The following is a 17,300-nucleotide window of genomic DNA, read 5'->3' on the forward strand; positions in this document are numbered from 1 at the left end:
CGACACCGTTTCATCTGACTATTCAAGGCTCGCTTCACGATTATGAATGACAACGCGGAACCCGATACCAGCGCCGTATCGCCAGTGCCGCCCGGCCGGGACGGCCAGTACACGCAGGCCTTGCACGACAAGGAGCGTGGCGATCTGCGCGCCTTGATCGCGCAGTTGCTGATGCAGCTGGAGGCGCTGCAACAGCAGCACGCCGGCGCGCAAACGGCCGAGCGCCACGTGACCCAGTTGCGCGAGGCCAACGCGCACCTGGTGCTGGCGACCTTCGATGCCCAGGACAAACAAGCGAGCGCGGAAGCGTCGATGCGGCGCCAGACCGACTTCCTGTCGATGCTGGCGCACGAATTGCGCAACCCGCTGCAGCCGATCGCCTACGCCAGCACCTTGCTGGCCAAGATGGCGGGCGGCGACCCGGAGCTGCCGCGCCTGCACGCCATCATCGAGCGCCAGATGGGCCATATGACGCGCCTGATCGACGATCTGCTCGACGCCTCGCGCATCAGCAGCGGCAAGATCGGCCTCGACAAGTCGTCGCTGCTGCTGGCCGACATCGTGGCGTTGGCGGCCGAGGGCAGCCAGCCCCGCCTCGATGGCCGGCACCAACAGTTGAGGATCACGCAGCCGGCGCGCGAGGTGCGCCTCTACGGCGACCGCACGCGCCTGGCGCAGGTGTTCGCCAACCTGCTCAACAACGCCTCCAAGTTCTCGCCCGAATACGACGTCATCGAGCTGGAGGCGCAGGTGGTGGGCGGCATGGTGCAGATCGCCGTGCGCGACCACGGCATGGGCATGGCGCCCGAACTGCAGCCGTTCATCTTCGACCTGTTCACGCAGGGCCTGCAATCGCTCGACCGCGCGCAGGGCGGGCTGGGCATCGGCCTGACGCTGGTGCGCTCGCTGGTCGAGATGCACGGCGGCACCGTGCGCGTGCGCAGCGACGGCATCGGCCAGGGCAGCGTGTTCACGGTGCTGCTGCCGCTGGGCGACGACGCGGCCGCGCCGCCGGCCCTGCCACTGCCGCCGCTGCCGAGCGCGCGCCCGCTGCGCATCCTGCTGGTCGAGGACAACCTCGACGCGGCCGCCACGCTGGACTTGCTGTTGCAACTGGGCGGCCACGCGGTCGACCAATGCCACGACGGCGCCGAAGGAGTGCGGCAGGCGCTGGCCGGCAGCTACGACCTGGTCATCTGCGACATCGGCCTGCCCGGCCTGGACGGGTTCACCGTGGTCGAACGCATCCGCGCCGGCACGACCGGCGCGATGCCGTTTTTCATCGCCACTTCCGGCTACAACCAGGCGCAGGACCGCGCCCGTGCCATCCGCAGCGGCTTCGACCGTTATCTGGTCAAACCGGTGGCGATCGATATGTTACTCGCGTTGATAGAGTTGCATGTACACTGACGGCCTTCGGCAATCCCACTCATCGCTTCACAGTATTCACACTTAATTATGGCGACTAACGAAGAGCGGCACCAGATGATCGAGCGCAACGTGATGCGCAGCCCGGACACGCTGCGCGCCAACGTCATCGTGCTGTGGGAGCGGCTTGCCGTCGAACTGACCGCCATCATCGGGCATAGCGGTTTCGATACGCTGTACGCGCGCAGCATCCACGTGGCGCGCGCGCGCCACCCGTGGCTGGAGGAGGGCGTCGACGCCGGCTTCGAGCGGCTCGGGGCCGGCCTGGAGGCCCAGGCGCCGGCGGCCGCGGGCGCCGCCAGCATCGAGCTGCTCACCACTTTCACCGACACGCTGGTCCGATTGATCGGCGCGTCGTTGACCACTGCCATACTGCGATCGGCCTGGGGCCAGGACACCGCGGACACTGCCGCTAAGGAATTGAACAATGAGCAATAAAGTCGATATTCAGCGCCTGGCGACGGGCGTGCCCGGGCTGGACGAACTGCTGGGAGGCGGCATTCCGGAGTTCTCGTTCAACCTGCTGGCCGGCACGCCGGGCAGCGGCAAGACCACGATGGCGCACCAGATCATGTTTTCGCTGGCCACCCCGGAGCGGCGCGCGCTGTTCTTCACCGTGCTGGGCGAGCCGCCGCTCAAGATGCTGCGCTACCAGCAGCAGTTTCCGTTCTTCGACATCGCCAAGGTCAACGAGTCGATCAGGTTCGTCAACCTGGCCGCCGATTTGCTTGACGGCGACTTCGACCGCGTGCTGGCGCGCATCGCCGACGAGGTGCGCGATTTCGCCCCCAGCCTGGTCTTTGTCGATTCGTTCCGCTCGGTGGTGCAGTCGGCCCAGGGCATGGACCGCGGCGCCGCCGGCCTGCAACACTTCGTCCAGCAACTGGGCATGCAGATGACCAGCTGGCTGGCCACCACCTTCCTGATCGGCGAATACCTGGCGCCGGAGGCCGAGTCGAGCCCGGTGTTCACGGTGGCCGACGGCATCATCTGGATGTCGCAGCTGGTGCACCGCGACGCGCTGGTGCGCAAGATCCAGGTGGTCAAGATGCGCGGCCAGGCACAGAGCCTGGGCGTGCACACGTTCCGCATCGGCGACGGCGGCATCGAGATCTTCCCGCGCGCGATGCTCGGCGCGGCCGCCACGCTGATCAGCATCGACGGCCAGCAGCGCCTGTCGATGGGGGTGCCGGAACTCGACGCGATGATGGGTGGCGGCGTGCCGGCCGGCTATTCGCTGTTGCTGGTGGGGCCGTCGGGCTCGGGCAAGTCGGTGCTGGCCACGCAGTTCCTGGCCGAGGGCGTGCGCAACGGCGAGGCCGGGGTCATCGCCGCCTTCGAGAAGAGTCCGAACCAGTTGCTCAGCCGGCAGCTCGACACGCTGATCGCCAGCGGGCGCGTCGGCGTGATCAACACGCGCACGCTGGACCTGTCGATCGACGAGATCCTGCACGACCTGGTCGGCATGATCAAGCGCATGGGGGCCAAACGGGTGGTGATCGACTCGCTGTCGGGCTTCGAGCTGGCGCTGGCGTCGGCGTTCCGCGACGACTTCCGCGAGTCGTTGTACCGCATGGTGGCGGTGCTGACGGCGATGGGGGTGACGGTGCTGATGACGGCCGAGCTGGAGGACCGCTACGAGGTGCTGCGCTTCAGTTCCTACGGCAACGCCTTCCTGGCCGATTCCATCGTCATGCAGCGCTATGTCGAGCTCGAAGGACAGTTCAAGCGGGTGATATCGGTGGTCAAGGTGCGCGCCAGCGAGCACAGCAAGGATATCCGGTTCTTCGACATCACCGCCGACGGCATCGTCATCGGCGCGCCGTTGACGCAATACGTGGGCATCCTGACGGGCCGGCCGGCGGCCGCGGCGCCAACGCCACCCTAGCCGCGCGGCGCCCAGGGTGCGCCGCCGCACACAAGTGGAAGATCCATTGCGCGCGCCGGGGGGCGCACGATTCAGCGTCGTGCGATTTCGATTATGATGGGCTTCGTTGTTAGTGTGTCATGCCCACATAATGAAAATACGCCCAAGCCCGCTCCAGTTCGCCAGTCTGCTGTTCTGTTCAATGTTTTCCTGCGCGCCAGCGGGCGCGGAGGAAGGCCGCCTCTCCCTCATGGTGCAAAACGATGTGTTCGTCGGCAGCGACGGCGGCGGCTACACCAGCGGCATCACCTTGTCGCATCTGCGCAGCGTCTCGCCCGGCGAGGCGTCGATCGCGCCGCTGCCGGTGCTCGGCACGGTGGCGCCGTGGCTCGGCGTCGGCCCGGCCGCGCTGACCCGGTTCTCGCTCAGCCAGATCCTGGTGACGCCGCGCGACATCACCCGCAAGGAGCCGGACCCGCTCGATTCCCCCTACGTCGGCGCGCTATGGCTGGGCGCGGGGCAGGTGTCGGTCGACGATAACGTGGCCGACATGCTCGGCCTGCGCCTCGGTGTCATCGGCCCGGCGGCTGGCGGGCGCCGTTCGCAGACGCTGATCCACCGCCTGATCGGCTCGGATCGTCCGGAGGGCTGGGATTCGCAGGGCCCCACGCGCCTGTTGCTCGGCGTCGAGCGCTACAGGGCCTGGCGCCTGGCCGCGGCCGGTGCCGACGACGGCCGGCCGCACGCCGACGCGATCGTGTCGGCCGGCGCCACCGCCGGCAACCTGCAATCGTCGCTCGGCGCCAGCGTGCTGCTGCGCTACGGCACCGGACTTCGACGCAACTTCCCCAGCGCTGTCCATCAGGAAATACGCGGCGGCGATCCGGTTTTCCTGGGCAATGGCTGGTTCGTATATGCCGGCCTGGTCGGCGACAGGGTGTTCTCGCATGCGGGCATCGGCAGGAACCACTATCCGGAAAACAATATCGCCGAATTGCGCCGCAATCAGAGCGTGGCGCTGGTCGGCGTCGCCTACGGCTTCCGTAGCGCGTCGGTGTCATTCTCCCTGCAAAGCGCCAGTCCGCTGGTCACGGCGTCGAGCTCCAAGCGCGAGCCCTATGGTTCGCTGACCTTGACGATACCGTTGTGACGCCGGCGCAGTCCGGTTGCTCAACACCTGGGCTAAGTCGCGGGACGCCTGCTTCGACGATGGGTGTCATTGGTTTGGGTCTCGGGTGCATCAGGCGTTGAGCGGACGGTCCTTGATGAACAGCGCCGTGACCAGCCCGATGCCGCACAGCGCCATGACGTAGTAGGCCGGCGCCAGCGGCTGGGTTTTCAGCATCAGCGTCACCATGATGGGCGTCAGGCCTCCGAAGATGGCGTAGGCGACATTGTAGGAAAAAGACAAGCCCGAAAAACGCACCGGCGCCGGAAATGCCCGCACCATCGCGCTCGGCACCACGCCAACCACGCCCACGCTCAGCCCCAGCAGGGCGTACAGCGGCAGCAGCAGATGCGGTTGTGCCTTGAGGGTAGTGTAGAAGACGTAGGTGCAGACGGCCAGCAGCACGGCGCCGGCGATCAGCATGCGGCGCGCGCCGAGCCGGTCTGCCAGCACGCCGTAGATCACGCAACCGAACGCCAGGCACAGGGTTGCCACTGTGTTGGCGGACAGTGCGGTGCGGGCGTCGAAGCCGTAGACCTTTTGCAGCAACGCGGGCGTCATCAGGATTACCACGACGATGGCGGCAGACAGCATCCAGGTCAGCAGCATCGACAGCGCGACCGCCTTGCGGTGCTCGCGCAGCACCGCCTTCAGCGGCATCTCGGCGGCCAGCGCCTTACGCTGCTGCAACTCGACGAAGACCGGCGTTTCGTGCAGCCAGCGCCGCAGATACATCGCGCCCAGGCCGAACACGCCACCCAGCACGAACGGCAGGCGCCAGCCGTAGTCCAGCACCTCCGCCGGCGTGAACACGCTGTTGATGCCGGTGGCCACGAGCGAACCGAGCAGGATGCCGAAGGTCAGGCCGGCGGTGAGGGTGCCGCAGGCGTAGCCGATGTGGCGCGCCGGCACGTGTTCGGACACGAAGACCCATGCGCCCGGCACCTCGCCACCGACGGCGGCGCCCTGGCATATGCGCAGGAAGAGCAGCAGCAACGGAGCGGCCAGGCCGATGCTGGCGTAGGTTGGCAGCAGGCCGATCAGCAAAGTCGGCACGGCCATCAGCAGGATCGACAGGTTGAACATCTTCTTGCGCCCCAGCAGGTCGCCGAAGTGGGCCATGACCATGCCGCCCAGCGGGCGCACCACGTAGCCGGCGGCGAAGATGCCGAAGGTTTGGAATAGCCGCAGCCAGTCCGGCATCGTCGGCGGGAAGAACAGCGCACCGATCGACGTGGCAAAAAAGACGAAGATGATGAAGTCATAGAACTCCAGCGCGCCGCCGAGCGCGGCCAGCGACAGGGTTTTGTAGTCCTGGCGGGTCAGCGGGCGTTCGGGGGCGGTGCTGTGGCCTGATGCGGCCTTGGCGAGCGATGCTTGGTTGTTTTCTTTGTTATGCATATGGGTTCGCCTCGTTGGTGTGGTCGATAGCCGGCGTTTCTTCGCGTCGCGGTGACCGGCTGAGCAAAAGCATTATACAAAGAGAAAGTTGATCGTAGGGATAGGACGATTGACCGAGGCGGCTATTTGCGGTGGTCTGCGGAGACGATTTTCCAGACCTGATCCAGGTGTTGCGTATATGCGGGCGAGGTCGAACAGGTCTCGCCATGTTTGTGTTCGCCGCCGAATGGCGGCTGGCCGGGCTTACAGCCTTTCCACCAAGGACAAGTTCGGAAGGTCCTGCCCGCTCGCCGAGCACGCAGACCGCTAGGTCCGGCTTATGAAATATGACTGCTGACATCAATAGGAATAATTTCTACTTCACCCAATTGTTCAAGCAGCAAAAGATGTTCAATTATTTTGACCTTTACAAGATTTTCTAGACGAGGCATGCCACCAATGCATAAGGCCGGTTCAAAGCCATACATTTCGTCCTGTTTTAACTTTCCCAGTTTTTTTAATGCCTTTTTGAATAAAGGCTTTTCATTCTCATCTTCGAAATCAAGATCTTTAGGGGCCTGATCACTAAAGAAGGATGCTATCGCGGACTCGGGGCGAGTTAGTAATCTCTTATCGTCCGGATAAAAATACATGGTAGCATCCAGCGGACTTATTGTAACGGTTTGCCCGCTTTTTTCACCCCATAAAAATAGTTCGCCAAAGGCGGTACGTGCAAAAGCGTGGTAAATGTCCCGATTTTCGGCCCCTGAGCCGGCAAGCCATTCTTCAACTATTGAGGCAAACTCTGCTGGATTGATCATCCAAAATAGCCCATCGTTATAACAGCCCCAACCATAATTTTTCCAATATTCCAACAAGCGTGCCGGCAGTTTTCCTTGGTACTTTTCTATGTCGCTGGGTTGCGGCTGCTGTGCTTCTCGGAACGCTGTACCAAAGGTTTTTAAGAAGTAATCAAAATCCTCATCCATTACTATATCCTTCAGTTAGTCTTTGCACGGGGCATGCACTTTTGCAATTTCCGAAAGATGTCTTCTGGAATGAAGTCATTACTTTGGCAGCTTCAGTCCCCTTGGGTAACAACGTTGGCGATTAAATCAGATCTTCCCTCGGTAGGCCAGGATATTCGATTTTTTGGTACCCATTGCCGTAATTGAATCGTGGCATTGTCTACATAGCTGCAGTAATTACAAATGACGGCTCACATCTATATGCATTATCTCGATTTCTCCAAGTTGCTCCAGAAGTACTAAATGCTCAATTATCTTAACTTTTCTAATGTTTTCCAATACGGGCATGCCGCCAATGCAGAGTGCTGGTTCAAAACCGTACATTTCGTCTTCGGCAACACGCCCCAATTTCTTCAGTGCTCGTTTGAATAATTTCTTTTCTTTCAAATCTTCTATATCGAGACGATCCGGTTCTCTTCCGATAAGGAAGGACTGTAATGGAATAGTATCCTCACCCGCCTCGATTTTTTTATTTGCGGGCGAAGTAATAATTTGTGATTCAAGGGAAACAATCGTCACATTTTGGCCAGTTTTTTTATTCCACAAAAAAATACGACCAAATGCTGTTCGCGCTATAGCCAAATAGGCGCTCTTATTTTCGACCTGCGTCCTTTCTAGCCAGGCATCGACAACTGAAACGTAATCATCTGGATTAACCAACCAAAAAAGGCCGTCATAGTATCCACCCCAACCGTAAAGTCTCCAGTATTCGAGAAGTTGTTCGGGTAAACGTTCCTGAAATTTTGCTATCTGCTGCGGAGATGGCTGCACCTTTACAAATTGTGGGCCTAGTTCCGAGAGGAATATTTCATAACAATCATCCATAATAGCGCCAGCTATTCAAAATTTTATTTGCCATGTTCCAAGCACGAGCGAGCGTAGGTCGGCACAGCGGTGGACCTGCGACATGACCGCTCTGCGTAACAATCCATGTTTCTTCTGAGACAGTACGCATGCGCCCTTAACCTGCTAATGCCTGTATTCTATCCAAGTTCTAGAGGTGCCGGCTTACGTCCATATGAAGTATTTCAACATCGCCAAACTGTTGTAATAAAATCAGATGTTCAGTTATTTTAACTTTCACGAGGTTCTCGAGCTTTGGAGGGCCGCCAATAACCAGAGCTGGCTCAAAACCATACATTTCATCGGCCTTTAAAGTGCCAAGTTTTTTTACGGCGCGTTTGAATAGCTTCTTCTCTTTTTCATCTTCGATATCTAAGGCATCTGGTTCCTTCGTCGCCATAAATGCCTCCACAGCACTAACCTCATCTCCAGCGAGAACAGATCTATTCGGCGGCGTGGTAATTATTTCGGAAAACAAGGCGTTAATGGTAGCAGTTTGCCCACTGGATTTATTCCATAAAAACACACGTCCGAATGCGGTTCTGGCAATTGCTAAGTAGCCATCGCAACCGTCGATACCGGTGTTGGTCAGCCATGCGTCAACAACCTCAGTGTAATCGCTGGGATTTACTAGCCAAAATAGTCCATTGTGGAAGCCGCCCCAACCATGATCCCGCCAATATTCCAGCAATTTCTCTGGCAGTTTTCCTCTAAATTTTTCGATATCCGATGGTGCCGGCTGTACCTTATCAAATTGGGGGGCAAAACTTTCTAGAAAATATTCAAAACACTCATCCATATTAATCTTCTCAACAATGTGGAAGTTTTACACTCATTTTAGTATTGGCCTTATCGATATCAGGGACATTAGGGGCAGGTCCGCCATTGTTACACGTCCTCGTCCGTTGGGACGGATAAACCATCCGCCCCAACGGTTTTGGACGATTGCGGCTAAGCCCGTGTAGCAATGGCGGACCTGACGCTAATGCCTGTTCGCGGCTGCTGCGACCTTAGGATTAGCTACATTCGCAAGAATGTTCACGCGTAAATTTTGCTTTGAGAAATCTTCGTACTCGATGCGTGCATCTCGTTGTGCGGCTCCGGTTCCTTTCCTCTTATTCGCTCCGAAAAACGCCCTAGCTTCGTTAAATTCCTTCAGGGTCATTTTGTTGATGGCATCTTCTTGTCGCCGTAACTGCTCCGCAAATTCCTTCGCCTTGGACGGATCGAGCTTTTTAGCGCTAAAGCAAGGTTTGACCTCAACCTGCTTCATTACCTTGGCTGGCTTGCTAGCTTTGCCGCAGTCCTCGCAATCATTATCTTTATCTTTATCTTTGGCCTTGGCCTTGGCTGCCGCCTTTTCCTGCTCCGTAGCGGCCTTTTCCGCGTCCTTCGCCTTCTTTGCGTCTGCTGCAATTTTAGCTTCTTTGGCGGCCAGTTCCGCAGCGTCCTTTTGCTTTCTCGGCGAATTGAGGTCTGCCAATTCCTTGGTCAACAAGGTCGCTTCTTTTTTGAGCGCCAGAACACGTTTGGTCACGCGCGCCGCCTTGATCGGCTTCGCTACGGCGTCACCGAGGTAGGGGATGGGTGGGAAAGAAGCCGGCATCGGAATCCAGGCCGGGGCAGTCGACACCGTCGCGTATGTTTCATTCTTGCCGCCAGGGCGATTGGCTCTTGGTGAAGTAGTTGGCGTTCACCCGGTAGGAATCAGCGGCAAGTGGGGGGCTAAGTGTAGGTTGCCACGCGAAGAGACAAATCAGCATTTCTAGCCGCCTGCACTGATAAGGTTGGCTTTTACCATCATTAATAAAGTCGTTTTGTTCAAGATCATAGAGGAAAAACGACGGAAAATATCGTAGGAAGAGGTATAGAACGCGGGAATTGCTTTCCAATCCCACTTTATGAAACGAAGCCCGCCGGACCACACCATCGACGGGCATGGTCGGTTCAAGCTGGCCGGTATTTCAGCAGCCTGCTAGTCACACGGTTGCCTCTTTGTCCTTCAAGTTCAAATAAAAGTGAGATGTAACCGTCGCGGCGTAGGCCGAGCAGATCAGCCCAATCGGCCATGCTGTTCAGTCAGGTGAGATCAGGAATTTTGTAGGGAAGAAAATTCTGAACTATTCCATCAAACCGACCTTTTGATATTGCTGTAACTGATAGATCGTCATGGTTGTGCAGTCCGGTTGTGGATATGCCAAGAGTGGGGAAAAACAGTATGCCCACATATTCTAACGGCAAATCAATCTGGCTCAATTTTATTAATGCTGAGTTGTCATTGAATATATCAATTCCATTTAATAACAACGTAATATTTGGCCGGAAAGACATTTCCAGTATTTTAGTCCCATCCGCTGGAAGAGTGAATTCGATCTCATCATAGACAAGCTTGGTTTCATTTTTGCGAGTTTTGGAACGTCGAACTGGTACTCCAAATATTTTTTCACATTCGACTTCAGACGTAGAAAACGACACCTGGTCGATCCCATGGTACGGTGTAAGAATAATGGTTTTCATTACTTTCCTTTCTTATTTAACCATTCCATTTTCTTTGAATACTCAAGCATTTCTTGAATGGCTTCGTTATATTTGGTAGGTTTGCCGGAGACAACGCCGGCAGCCCTGCGTACATCTTTAATTTCTTTGGCCATCGCATCCCGCATTCGCCCTGCGTCAAGCAGCTCTTTAACTTCTGCTCGATACTCAACTGCATCCAGACCGCTGCCACTGCTGGAGGTTTCTTTGTGGTCGGCCGGATCCATTTTGATGGCCGGCCCCTTTTCTCTTGGTATCGGGCTAATGGCATCCGCAGGTAAGTGGTGTGAGTCGAGCTTATCGCCGACAGGCAGTTTTGTCTCCGAGTGCGGTCCGCCACGATATGGTCCCTTTGGTGGCGGTTTCGGCGAGCTACCATTTGTTGCGGCGCAGTCCTCGCAATCTTTATCTTTCTTTGCAACGCTCTTTTCCTGCTGAGCAGCAGCGTCTTTCGCGGTATCCGCCTCTTTGGCAAGTTTGGCGTTCTTGGCCGCTTCTACAGCTTCCGCTTCTTTTTTTGCTTTCTTGAGATCGTTGACTGTCTTCGTGAGTGCCGCTACTTTCTTTTCAAGTCCTGCGATGGCTTTAGTCGCACGGACTGCTTTTACTGGCTTCGCAACCGCGTCGCCTAAGTAAGGCACCATGCTTACCGTGCTCAGCGCTGCGCCCCAATAATCTCCTCTGGCAATGGATATGCCCGCGCCGACCAGGTCTGAAGTCGGCGTCGGATCAACCAGGCCGGCTGCGTCGGCGGCGGCGCCCGCAATCTCCAGCTTCAAGTCCTTGTCCGCTTTGGCCAAAGCGGTCGTGGCATCGGTTAGTTTTTTGGTGATGTTTGTAAGATCCATTATGCCCGCCCGCCTTGTGGATCGGCCGGAAGTTCGAACAGTGCATCCATGCGCTTGCTTGCGGTGATTTGCTCCCAGGCTTCGCTTGGCAGGGCGCTGATCATATTGCTGAGTCTATCTGCTGGGGGCACATCCTCAGCTTTGAGGTACGACTTCACAAGGGCGTTGTCGTCGAATGAAGGCGACACGGTCATCATCAATCCCGCGAAAAGGTGTTGCGCTGCCGCGTCGCTGATGCCGTAGCTTTTCGCCCGCGCGACGGCGGTAATGGCAATCTCGCGCAACATGCTTGGCTTGATGCCAGCGATGTCATCGGGGCAGGTATCCCGCCACTGCTGGATGATGCTGTCGTACAGGTTTTCGTTGTCGAAGTACATGAGCTGATCGCGCTGCGGCAGCGTGAGGCTGATTGGGGCGAAGGCGAAGCGCGCGATGTCCGCCGACGTGGCCGGCTCGATATTGATGGCGTACCGTTCCTGGCGGCGCGGTTCCCACGCGATCCAGCTACTCACCGGCGCGAAGAAATACCGCTTTTGTTGCGCTGTCAGCGCCGATGGGAGGCCGAGCAGAATTCGCGGATCATAAAACCGCAGCACGACCTGCTGATCGTCGTTGATCTCGCACTGCAGCCTGCGGGTGAGCATTGGCGCCAGAACGGGCAGGGCGTAGGGGCTGCCGATCCAGCTCACGCTTGGCGCGGCCTGCTCCAACTCTTCCAGCCATGCGATGAGTTTGTCGTTGTCGCGCGGCGTGGCAATCAGCAGCGGTGCTGCTGTCACTAGATGTTCCTCAGGCGTGCCGTCAAAAAGCGACTTCCATTGCACATCGGCGAAGCGCGTTCTCAGGTCGCGGAAAGCATGCTCATGCGCCGAGCAATCGAGCAGAGCATAGGTATAGGTTTGCGTTTCCATGGATGTCTTTTATTAGCGGACCAAGAAGCTGCTGGCCTTGGCCGCCGCGTTCTTCAAGCATTCGATACAAATGGCGCTGCCGGTCGGCAGGGCGGGAAGCGCGGCAGAACCGCTGCCACCGCCTTGGAAGATATGCTGCCCGCCCTTGACCGTGAAATTTCCCGGGCAGGCGAAAGTGATGTTTCCACCCTCCAGCGTCACCGACGATTGTCCGGCCTGCAGTACGATCTTCTGATTGGCCTTGACTTCGATGACATCGTTGACCGACACGATCGTGATCGCCTTGTCGGCCAGGATCTCCAACTGATCCGTATGCGCCTGCAGCGACACCGGCCCGTTGGCCGCGATCGCCTGAATACCACCGGCGTGCGTGAACAACCCGGTCGCGTTGGCCGACACCGACGCCACCGTGAACGCGGCGGCCATGTGCATATCGGACTGCGTGGTCCACTGCAATTGCCCACCGGCGAACAGCACGGTGGATGCCGGCGTGGCCCAGTTGATGCTCGCCGGCGCTTCCATCAGCACGATCGGCTCGCCGAACTTCTCCACCGGCGCGCCGCTGTCGAGGTCGCGCGCGCCTGCGGTGGCTTTCAACGGATCGTGCCCGCCGACGGCGCCATCAAATTTCCCTTTTTGCTCAGGATCGATCTGTGTGATGAAATCGATCTGCGCCTGGTTGGCGTCCTTGCTGACGAGCGCCTTCTGCTGCGTGGCGGCGTCGGCCAGGTTCTTGCTCAGTTCGGAGGCGGCGCGCAGCAGGCCGGTGGCCTCCGCGCTGTCGAGCTGGGTCGAGGTGACGCCGGCGCCTTGTTGCGCGCGCGCGGTGGCCGAGATCAGCATGCCTTCGCCCGAGCGCAACACGCCCCAGGCGTCGGTGCGCAGCTCGAACCCTTGGCCACGATAGTTGCCGCGTTGCGCCGAACCTGGCGTCTGCTGCACCAGGTAGCCCAGGTTCAGCTGCGTGGCGGCGCTTGACGTGGCCAGGCGCGTGCGCAGCTGGCCGGGCGTGTCGTCGACCACCCATTGGTTGTAGCCGCCGCCGTCGAAATTATTGCTGTGCATGCCGGAGATCACCCCGGCGTGGTTGATGTCGGTATCGACGCCGGCCGAGTAGGGCGGGGTGTCGGCGCCGGTGTAGAGCTGCGCGACCACCAGCGGACGGTCCATGTCGCCCTCGATGAAGTCAACCAGCACCTCGGTGCCGATGCGCGGCGTGAACTGCGAGCCCCAGTTGGGGCCGGCCAGCGCCTCGGCCACGCGCACCCAGGTGCCGGAGCCGTCATTGCCGGGGGCGTTGCCCCTGTCGTCGGTGTTGTGCGGCAGGCCGCCTGCGTTGGCGCCGGCGCCGCGCTGCCAGGCGAACTGGATGCGCACCTGGTGTTCGCGCGTGGTGGTGTTGATGGCGTCGGGCAGGCCGACCACCAGCGCCGTTTGCGGTCCCAGCGAGGCGCCGTTGAAGCGCTCGGCGCTGGCGCGCGGGACGATGGCGACCGTGTCGCGCACGCAGGCGAAGCGGTTGCGGTAGGTGCCGGCCTCCAGTTGCGCGCCGGCGAACTTGGCCAGCGTGGCGAGGCCGGCCTTGGCCGCGCCGATCAGCTTGCCCAGGCCGCCAAGGGCCGGTTCGACGTTGTTGCGTCCCTCGTGCTCGACCCACAGCGCGGTGAATTTGTTGGCGCCGTCGGCGTAATGCTCGTGCTGGGTCAGCTGGAAGCCGTGGCCGGCCGCCAGGCGGCGCACCGATCCCTGGCCTTCGAACAGTTTGTTGTCGAGCTCGAGCGCTTGCAGCATCAGCCGGCTGTGCGGATCGGCGGCGGCGCTGTCGGCGTGGCGTCGCTCGGCGCTGCCGTCGTAGATCGACAAGGCCGGCAGTTCGCCGATGTCCAGGCTGGTCGCTTGCTCGGCGGCCGGGGCCACCAGTTGCGTCGGGTCCCAGCTGCTGATGGTCACGGCGTTGGCCTGGATGCGGCGCAGCGCGTTGAATTCGTCGACGGCGTCGTCGCTGTCGGTGGCGCGCACGCCGTGGAAGCGCAACGCGGCTCCGCCCACCGTTTCCGGCGCGACGGCCTTGCTGTCGAAGAAGACGACCTTGTGTTTGGCTTGCTTCTGGCCGCCGCCCGAATCGGCCGCGCCTTCTTCCTGGTCGTGTTCGAAGCGCCAGCTCAGGCCTTCGGATGCCAGCACCCGTTGCAGGAATTCGAGGTCGCTTTCGCGGTATTGCGTCCAGATCGGCCGCGCCACCAGGGTTTGCGTGATGTCGAATTCGAACCGCACCTGCTTGTAATCGGCCAGCAGCTCGGTGACCAGGTCTTGCGCGTTCTTGTCCTGGAAGATGTAGCTGTCGCGGCGCAGACCGAGCAGGGCCAGGCCCGGCTCGAGCCGCAGCCGGTAGCGCGCGAGGCCGCCGTCGGCGCCGAGCCAGGCGGCGTCGGTGCAGATGCCGTGCCAGGCGCGGCGCGTGCCGTCGGCCTGCAGCAGCTTGAGCGTGATTTCCTCGCCGATGAAGTCGGCCAGCTCAAGGTCGGTCGAGGTGCTGAGCGCGTCGATGTCGAAGCGGAACAGCTCGTTGACGGCTTCGCGCCCCGTGAAGCGCTCCGGCATCAGCGACTCGGGCAGGGTCGAGTCCTGCGCGCAGGCCAGGGTGATCAGGCGCGCGTGCTGGCTCAGGCCGGTTCCGAACAGCCCGTCCACCAAGGACGAGCCCGGCAGGTCGGGCATGCTCATCACGGCAAGGTGATGGTCAGGTTGGCCTGCTTGGGTGCGAGCTTGACCACGTCGTTGTAGGCGCTCATGCTGGTTTCGGTGCCATGGCCGAGCATGCTGCGCAGGCCGAAAGCAAAAAAGGCTGGCCGAGCGTCGAGAATCAAATAGGGGCTCCTAGTAGTCATCGAGTAGTATTCAGAAAGTGACGGCGGTAAGTCCAATTTTAGGTCGCGTCTATCGGTAGAAATTTAGATAGATCAATGGCACCAATAGCAAGCTCAATTAATGGCCATAGAACTCTTCCTTATCTGCTGATTACATGATCTCCGCGCTTTATAGCGTTTGCTTCGAGGATTTTTATCATCTCGCGAGTCGATTCAGTAGACTTTTTCTGTCTTTCCGTGCTGCCCCAACCCTTCTCGTCACCTTCTTTAAGACTAAGCTGGGTTCGTTGTTCATCTTTTCGCTTTTTGATAGAAAAGTCATCGAACTCCATAAAGAACTTATATGTAATGCCACGGCTGTCTTCGCTGTAGGCTATTCTGAACGTGGCGAGAACGCCATCGCCTATCCATTGGTATCTCTGCTCTTCGCGCATCATCTGGATCCACTCATCCTTGGTCAGCGTGTAACCTGGATCCAATGGGCAACCGGCTATTTGCCCAAGATTTCCCTCGGTGTCCAGAAATGACGAGCGTCCGGTTACGGCAGGGCAAAGTTCTTCAATATAACGGCGCCATTTTTTGCTGTTCATCTCTTCGATGACTTTTTCCGCAAATCGCTTTCCGTCTTCATGCGTTTTATACGGTTTGCTGGAAAACTGTAGAGTTGCGTTCTCCACGCCCAGATTGTTTTGATTGCTTTTATCCGCGTTCATAGTGAAGGCGAATAAAGGAGCCAAACTAATTTCATATCCGGGTTGTTCATAGCGTACCGCTATATCGGCAGGGATATCATTGATACTATAAGTAATGAAGCCTTGGATGTCCCGCGTACTGTATTCTGGAACCCCAGACTGTCGTGCTGTTTCAACTATGTTTTTATTAAGCACAAATCTAATTTCATTCATATCTTTATCTCGAATAAAAAGAAAGAACAACAGTGCGACCGCTATCATTCCGACCGCCAAGCCACTGGCCTTCACTACGTTGCTCATGCGTTCAACCAGCTTTGAATTTTTCGGAGTTCTCCATCCATATACGCTTTCCGCTCGCCCATAAGCCTGTTAAAGTCGTCCGCAATTTGGCCCACAAATTCCATCCTGTCTGCTTGATTGGGAAGACTTTTTACTTTCATTTTAAAACGATCCAGCATTCCTTTTGGCGCGTCGAAAACGGACTCAAGGCTAGGGTCATCTTTCTTGAGGGGAGCGAAACTATAAACGACCTTGAACTGCGGAGAAAGCCAACCACCGGTCATTCGGCTGAAACGATGATTCATATTCATAGTACTTGTCAAAGCCTCATCATTGTAGATCAGCGGTTGCAACACATTGATTTGTTCTTGCTCAGCAATAGCTACTAACTCGGACTGTTGGAACGATCGTTTTTTTGCTTCTGAGGCGGAGTAGCCCTTTATCATTAGATCGTAGGCGGTGCTTACTGCAGAAGTAGTAGAAAATTCGCGGCATTTCGTTAGGGCGGCAATTGCCGCGCTATCATTGATGACACGCTTCAACTCGATGTGCTCGGCTTCCATTATGTAATAGGCTTCCGGAAACCTCGTCCAGTACTGACTAGGAGGCGTGCGATATCCGTTGTCGTATTCTCGAACATGTTGCTTGCAGGAGTTATGGGCGAAGATCGCAGCGGCGGCGTGCTGTCCGTATCCTTCTCCGCTAATCCACGCTGGCTGGGCACCAAAGTATTTTCCTGCTTCTTGAAATACCGGATCGGCCGCGAGTCGCTGCTTCAGCCTGCCGAGCCAATTCGGTCCGAAGGGGAGTTCTTCGACGGCCTCCTTTGAAGCGACCTGATAGGTATTCCAATTTCTTTCGCCCTGACAAGCGTTAATCCGAGTTTTATTTAGGCTGCCATCGGCATTGATCCCAAACTCTAGGAAAAACCATAGCCAAGGGTGAATATCCATAAACAGCCAAAGGTTTCCTTTTGCCAGGGCCGTGTAAGTGCGAATGACGTGCTGATATGGTGAGTCACCGCTCATCGCCAAGCTACCTAGATCCGCCCCGATATTGTTTCGGGCGATGCTGGCGGCGCTATTCCACTCTCGTTGGAGCACCTCTTCACGCGAAAATCGAAAAGCTTCGACAATGTCTTTAACGACGAACGCGGCCAACGCTGGCCAATAAAATTGTAGTTGTCCTTTAGATTTCTCGGCGCTTTTGAAATAGAGATCAGCATAGTTTGCCGCAATACGCTTCGCCCGCCGTTCTGGATCCGTGATCAGGTGGTAACACGAGTCGCTTGCGACCTTTTCGCTCACTGCAATGAGCGCCGCCTGTTGAGCGTATGACCAAAGATGGCGATATTCGACCTTGGCATCGTGCTGCGATTCAGGCTTGGTGTTAGTCATGCATTGCCCTAAGACCTCTAGGGAAACACCTTTGTCCGCTGGTGTAGTGGCCATAGT

Annotated in this window: 16 protein-coding genes; 4 read left to right on the plus strand and 12 right to left on the minus strand. The window is 58.1% G+C overall.

All coding sequences use genetic code 11. From position 1 onward, the window contains the following. The first annotated feature begins 42 nt into the window (after positions 1–42). The 4 genes from AC07P1_RS09755 (at position 43) to AC07P1_RS09770 (ending at position 4,445) form a co-directional block, all read left to right on the plus strand. Positions 43–1,410 (plus strand): hybrid sensor histidine kinase/response regulator, encoded by a 1,368-nt coding sequence (locus AC07P1_RS09755; protein WP_494695603.1) that lies wholly within the window; start codon positions 43–45, stop codon positions 1,408–1,410. Positions 1,411–1,458: 48 nt separating this feature from the next. Continuing rightward, entirely contained in the window at positions 1,459–1,866 is a 408-nt protein-coding gene (locus AC07P1_RS09760) for a hypothetical protein (RefSeq protein ID WP_494695604.1), read from the plus strand. Next, positions 1,856–3,316 carry an ATPase domain-containing protein gene (locus AC07P1_RS09765; RefSeq protein WP_494695605.1) on the plus strand — a complete coding sequence of 487 codons (1,461 nt, stop codon included), beginning with the start codon at positions 1,856–1,858 and terminating at the stop codon, positions 3,314–3,316. Before AC07P1_RS09760 ends, AC07P1_RS09765 begins: the two co-directional genes overlap by 11 nt. A gap of 130 nt (positions 3,317–3,446) precedes the next feature. Further along, the gene (locus AC07P1_RS09770; protein ID WP_494695606.1) at positions 3,447–4,445 is read left to right on the plus strand and encodes a lipid A deacylase LpxR family protein; all 999 of its coding nucleotides are present in this window, start codon (positions 3,447–3,449) and stop codon (positions 4,443–4,445) included. 90 nt (positions 4,446–4,535) lie between these two features. On the opposite strand, the gene AC07P1_RS09775 is transcribed toward AC07P1_RS09770, so the two are convergent. The 12 genes from AC07P1_RS09775 to AC07P1_RS09830 all read right to left on the minus strand — a co-directional run bounded on the left by AC07P1_RS09775 (position 4,536) and on the right by AC07P1_RS09830 (position 17,243). Next, complete coding sequence (locus tag AC07P1_RS09775; protein ID WP_494695607.1) at positions 4,536–5,864, minus strand: MFS transporter; 1,329 nt, start codon at positions 5,862–5,864, stop codon at positions 4,536–4,538. 317 nt (positions 5,865–6,181) lie between these two features. Then, entirely contained in the window at positions 6,182–6,832 is a 651-nt protein-coding gene (locus tag AC07P1_RS09780; protein ID WP_494695608.1) for a GAD-like domain-containing protein, read from the minus strand. Between the two features lie 216 nt (positions 6,833–7,048). Beyond that, a complete protein-coding gene (locus AC07P1_RS09785) occupies positions 7,049–7,696 on the minus strand; it encodes a GAD-like domain-containing protein (RefSeq protein ID WP_494695609.1) in 648 nt (215 codons plus the stop codon). Positions 7,697–7,865: 169 nt separating this feature from the next. Then, a complete protein-coding gene (locus AC07P1_RS09790; RefSeq protein ID WP_494695610.1) occupies positions 7,866–8,513 on the minus strand; it encodes a GAD-like domain-containing protein in 648 nt (215 codons plus the stop codon). A 183-nt stretch (positions 8,514–8,696) separates the two neighbouring features. Then, complete coding sequence (locus AC07P1_RS09795) at positions 8,697–9,320, minus strand: polymorphic toxin type 15 domain-containing protein (RefSeq protein ID WP_494695611.1); 624 nt, start codon at positions 9,318–9,320, stop codon at positions 8,697–8,699. 473 nt (positions 9,321–9,793) lie between these two features. Then, positions 9,794–10,231 carry a hypothetical protein gene (locus tag AC07P1_RS09800; protein WP_494695612.1) on the minus strand — a complete coding sequence of 146 codons (438 nt, stop codon included), beginning with the start codon at positions 10,229–10,231 and terminating at the stop codon, positions 9,794–9,796. Next, complete coding sequence (locus tag AC07P1_RS09805) at positions 10,231–11,097, minus strand: hypothetical protein (protein WP_494695613.1); 867 nt, start codon at positions 11,095–11,097, stop codon at positions 10,231–10,233. Before AC07P1_RS09805 ends, AC07P1_RS09800 begins: the two co-directional genes overlap by 1 nt. Further along, positions 11,097–12,008 carry a DUF4123 domain-containing protein gene (locus AC07P1_RS09810; protein WP_494695614.1) on the minus strand — a complete coding sequence of 304 codons (912 nt, stop codon included), beginning with the start codon at positions 12,006–12,008 and terminating at the stop codon, positions 11,097–11,099. The genes AC07P1_RS09805 and AC07P1_RS09810 overlap by 1 nt, the downstream gene beginning before the upstream one ends. A gap of 12 nt (positions 12,009–12,020) precedes the next feature. Beyond that, complete coding sequence (locus tag AC07P1_RS09815; protein ID WP_494695615.1) at positions 12,021–14,726, minus strand: type VI secretion system Vgr family protein; 2,706 nt, start codon at positions 14,724–14,726, stop codon at positions 12,021–12,023. A gap of 5 nt (positions 14,727–14,731) precedes the next feature. Further along, positions 14,732–14,875, minus strand: coding sequence for a hypothetical protein (locus tag AC07P1_RS09820; RefSeq protein ID WP_494695616.1), 144 nt, complete (start codon positions 14,873–14,875; stop codon positions 14,732–14,734). A gap of 140 nt (positions 14,876–15,015) precedes the next feature. After that, positions 15,016–15,867, minus strand: a complete 852-nt coding sequence (locus AC07P1_RS09825; protein ID WP_494695617.1) for a hypothetical protein — start codon at positions 15,865–15,867, stop codon at positions 15,016–15,018. Next, entirely contained in the window at positions 15,864–17,243 is a 1,380-nt protein-coding gene (locus AC07P1_RS09830; protein WP_494695618.1) for a DUF2515 family protein, read from the minus strand. The genes AC07P1_RS09825 and AC07P1_RS09830 overlap by 4 nt, the downstream gene beginning before the upstream one ends. Between the last annotated feature and the right edge of the window lie 57 nt (positions 17,244–17,300).

This window comes from Duganella sp. GW821-FHT07F09 (assembly GCF_059418705.1).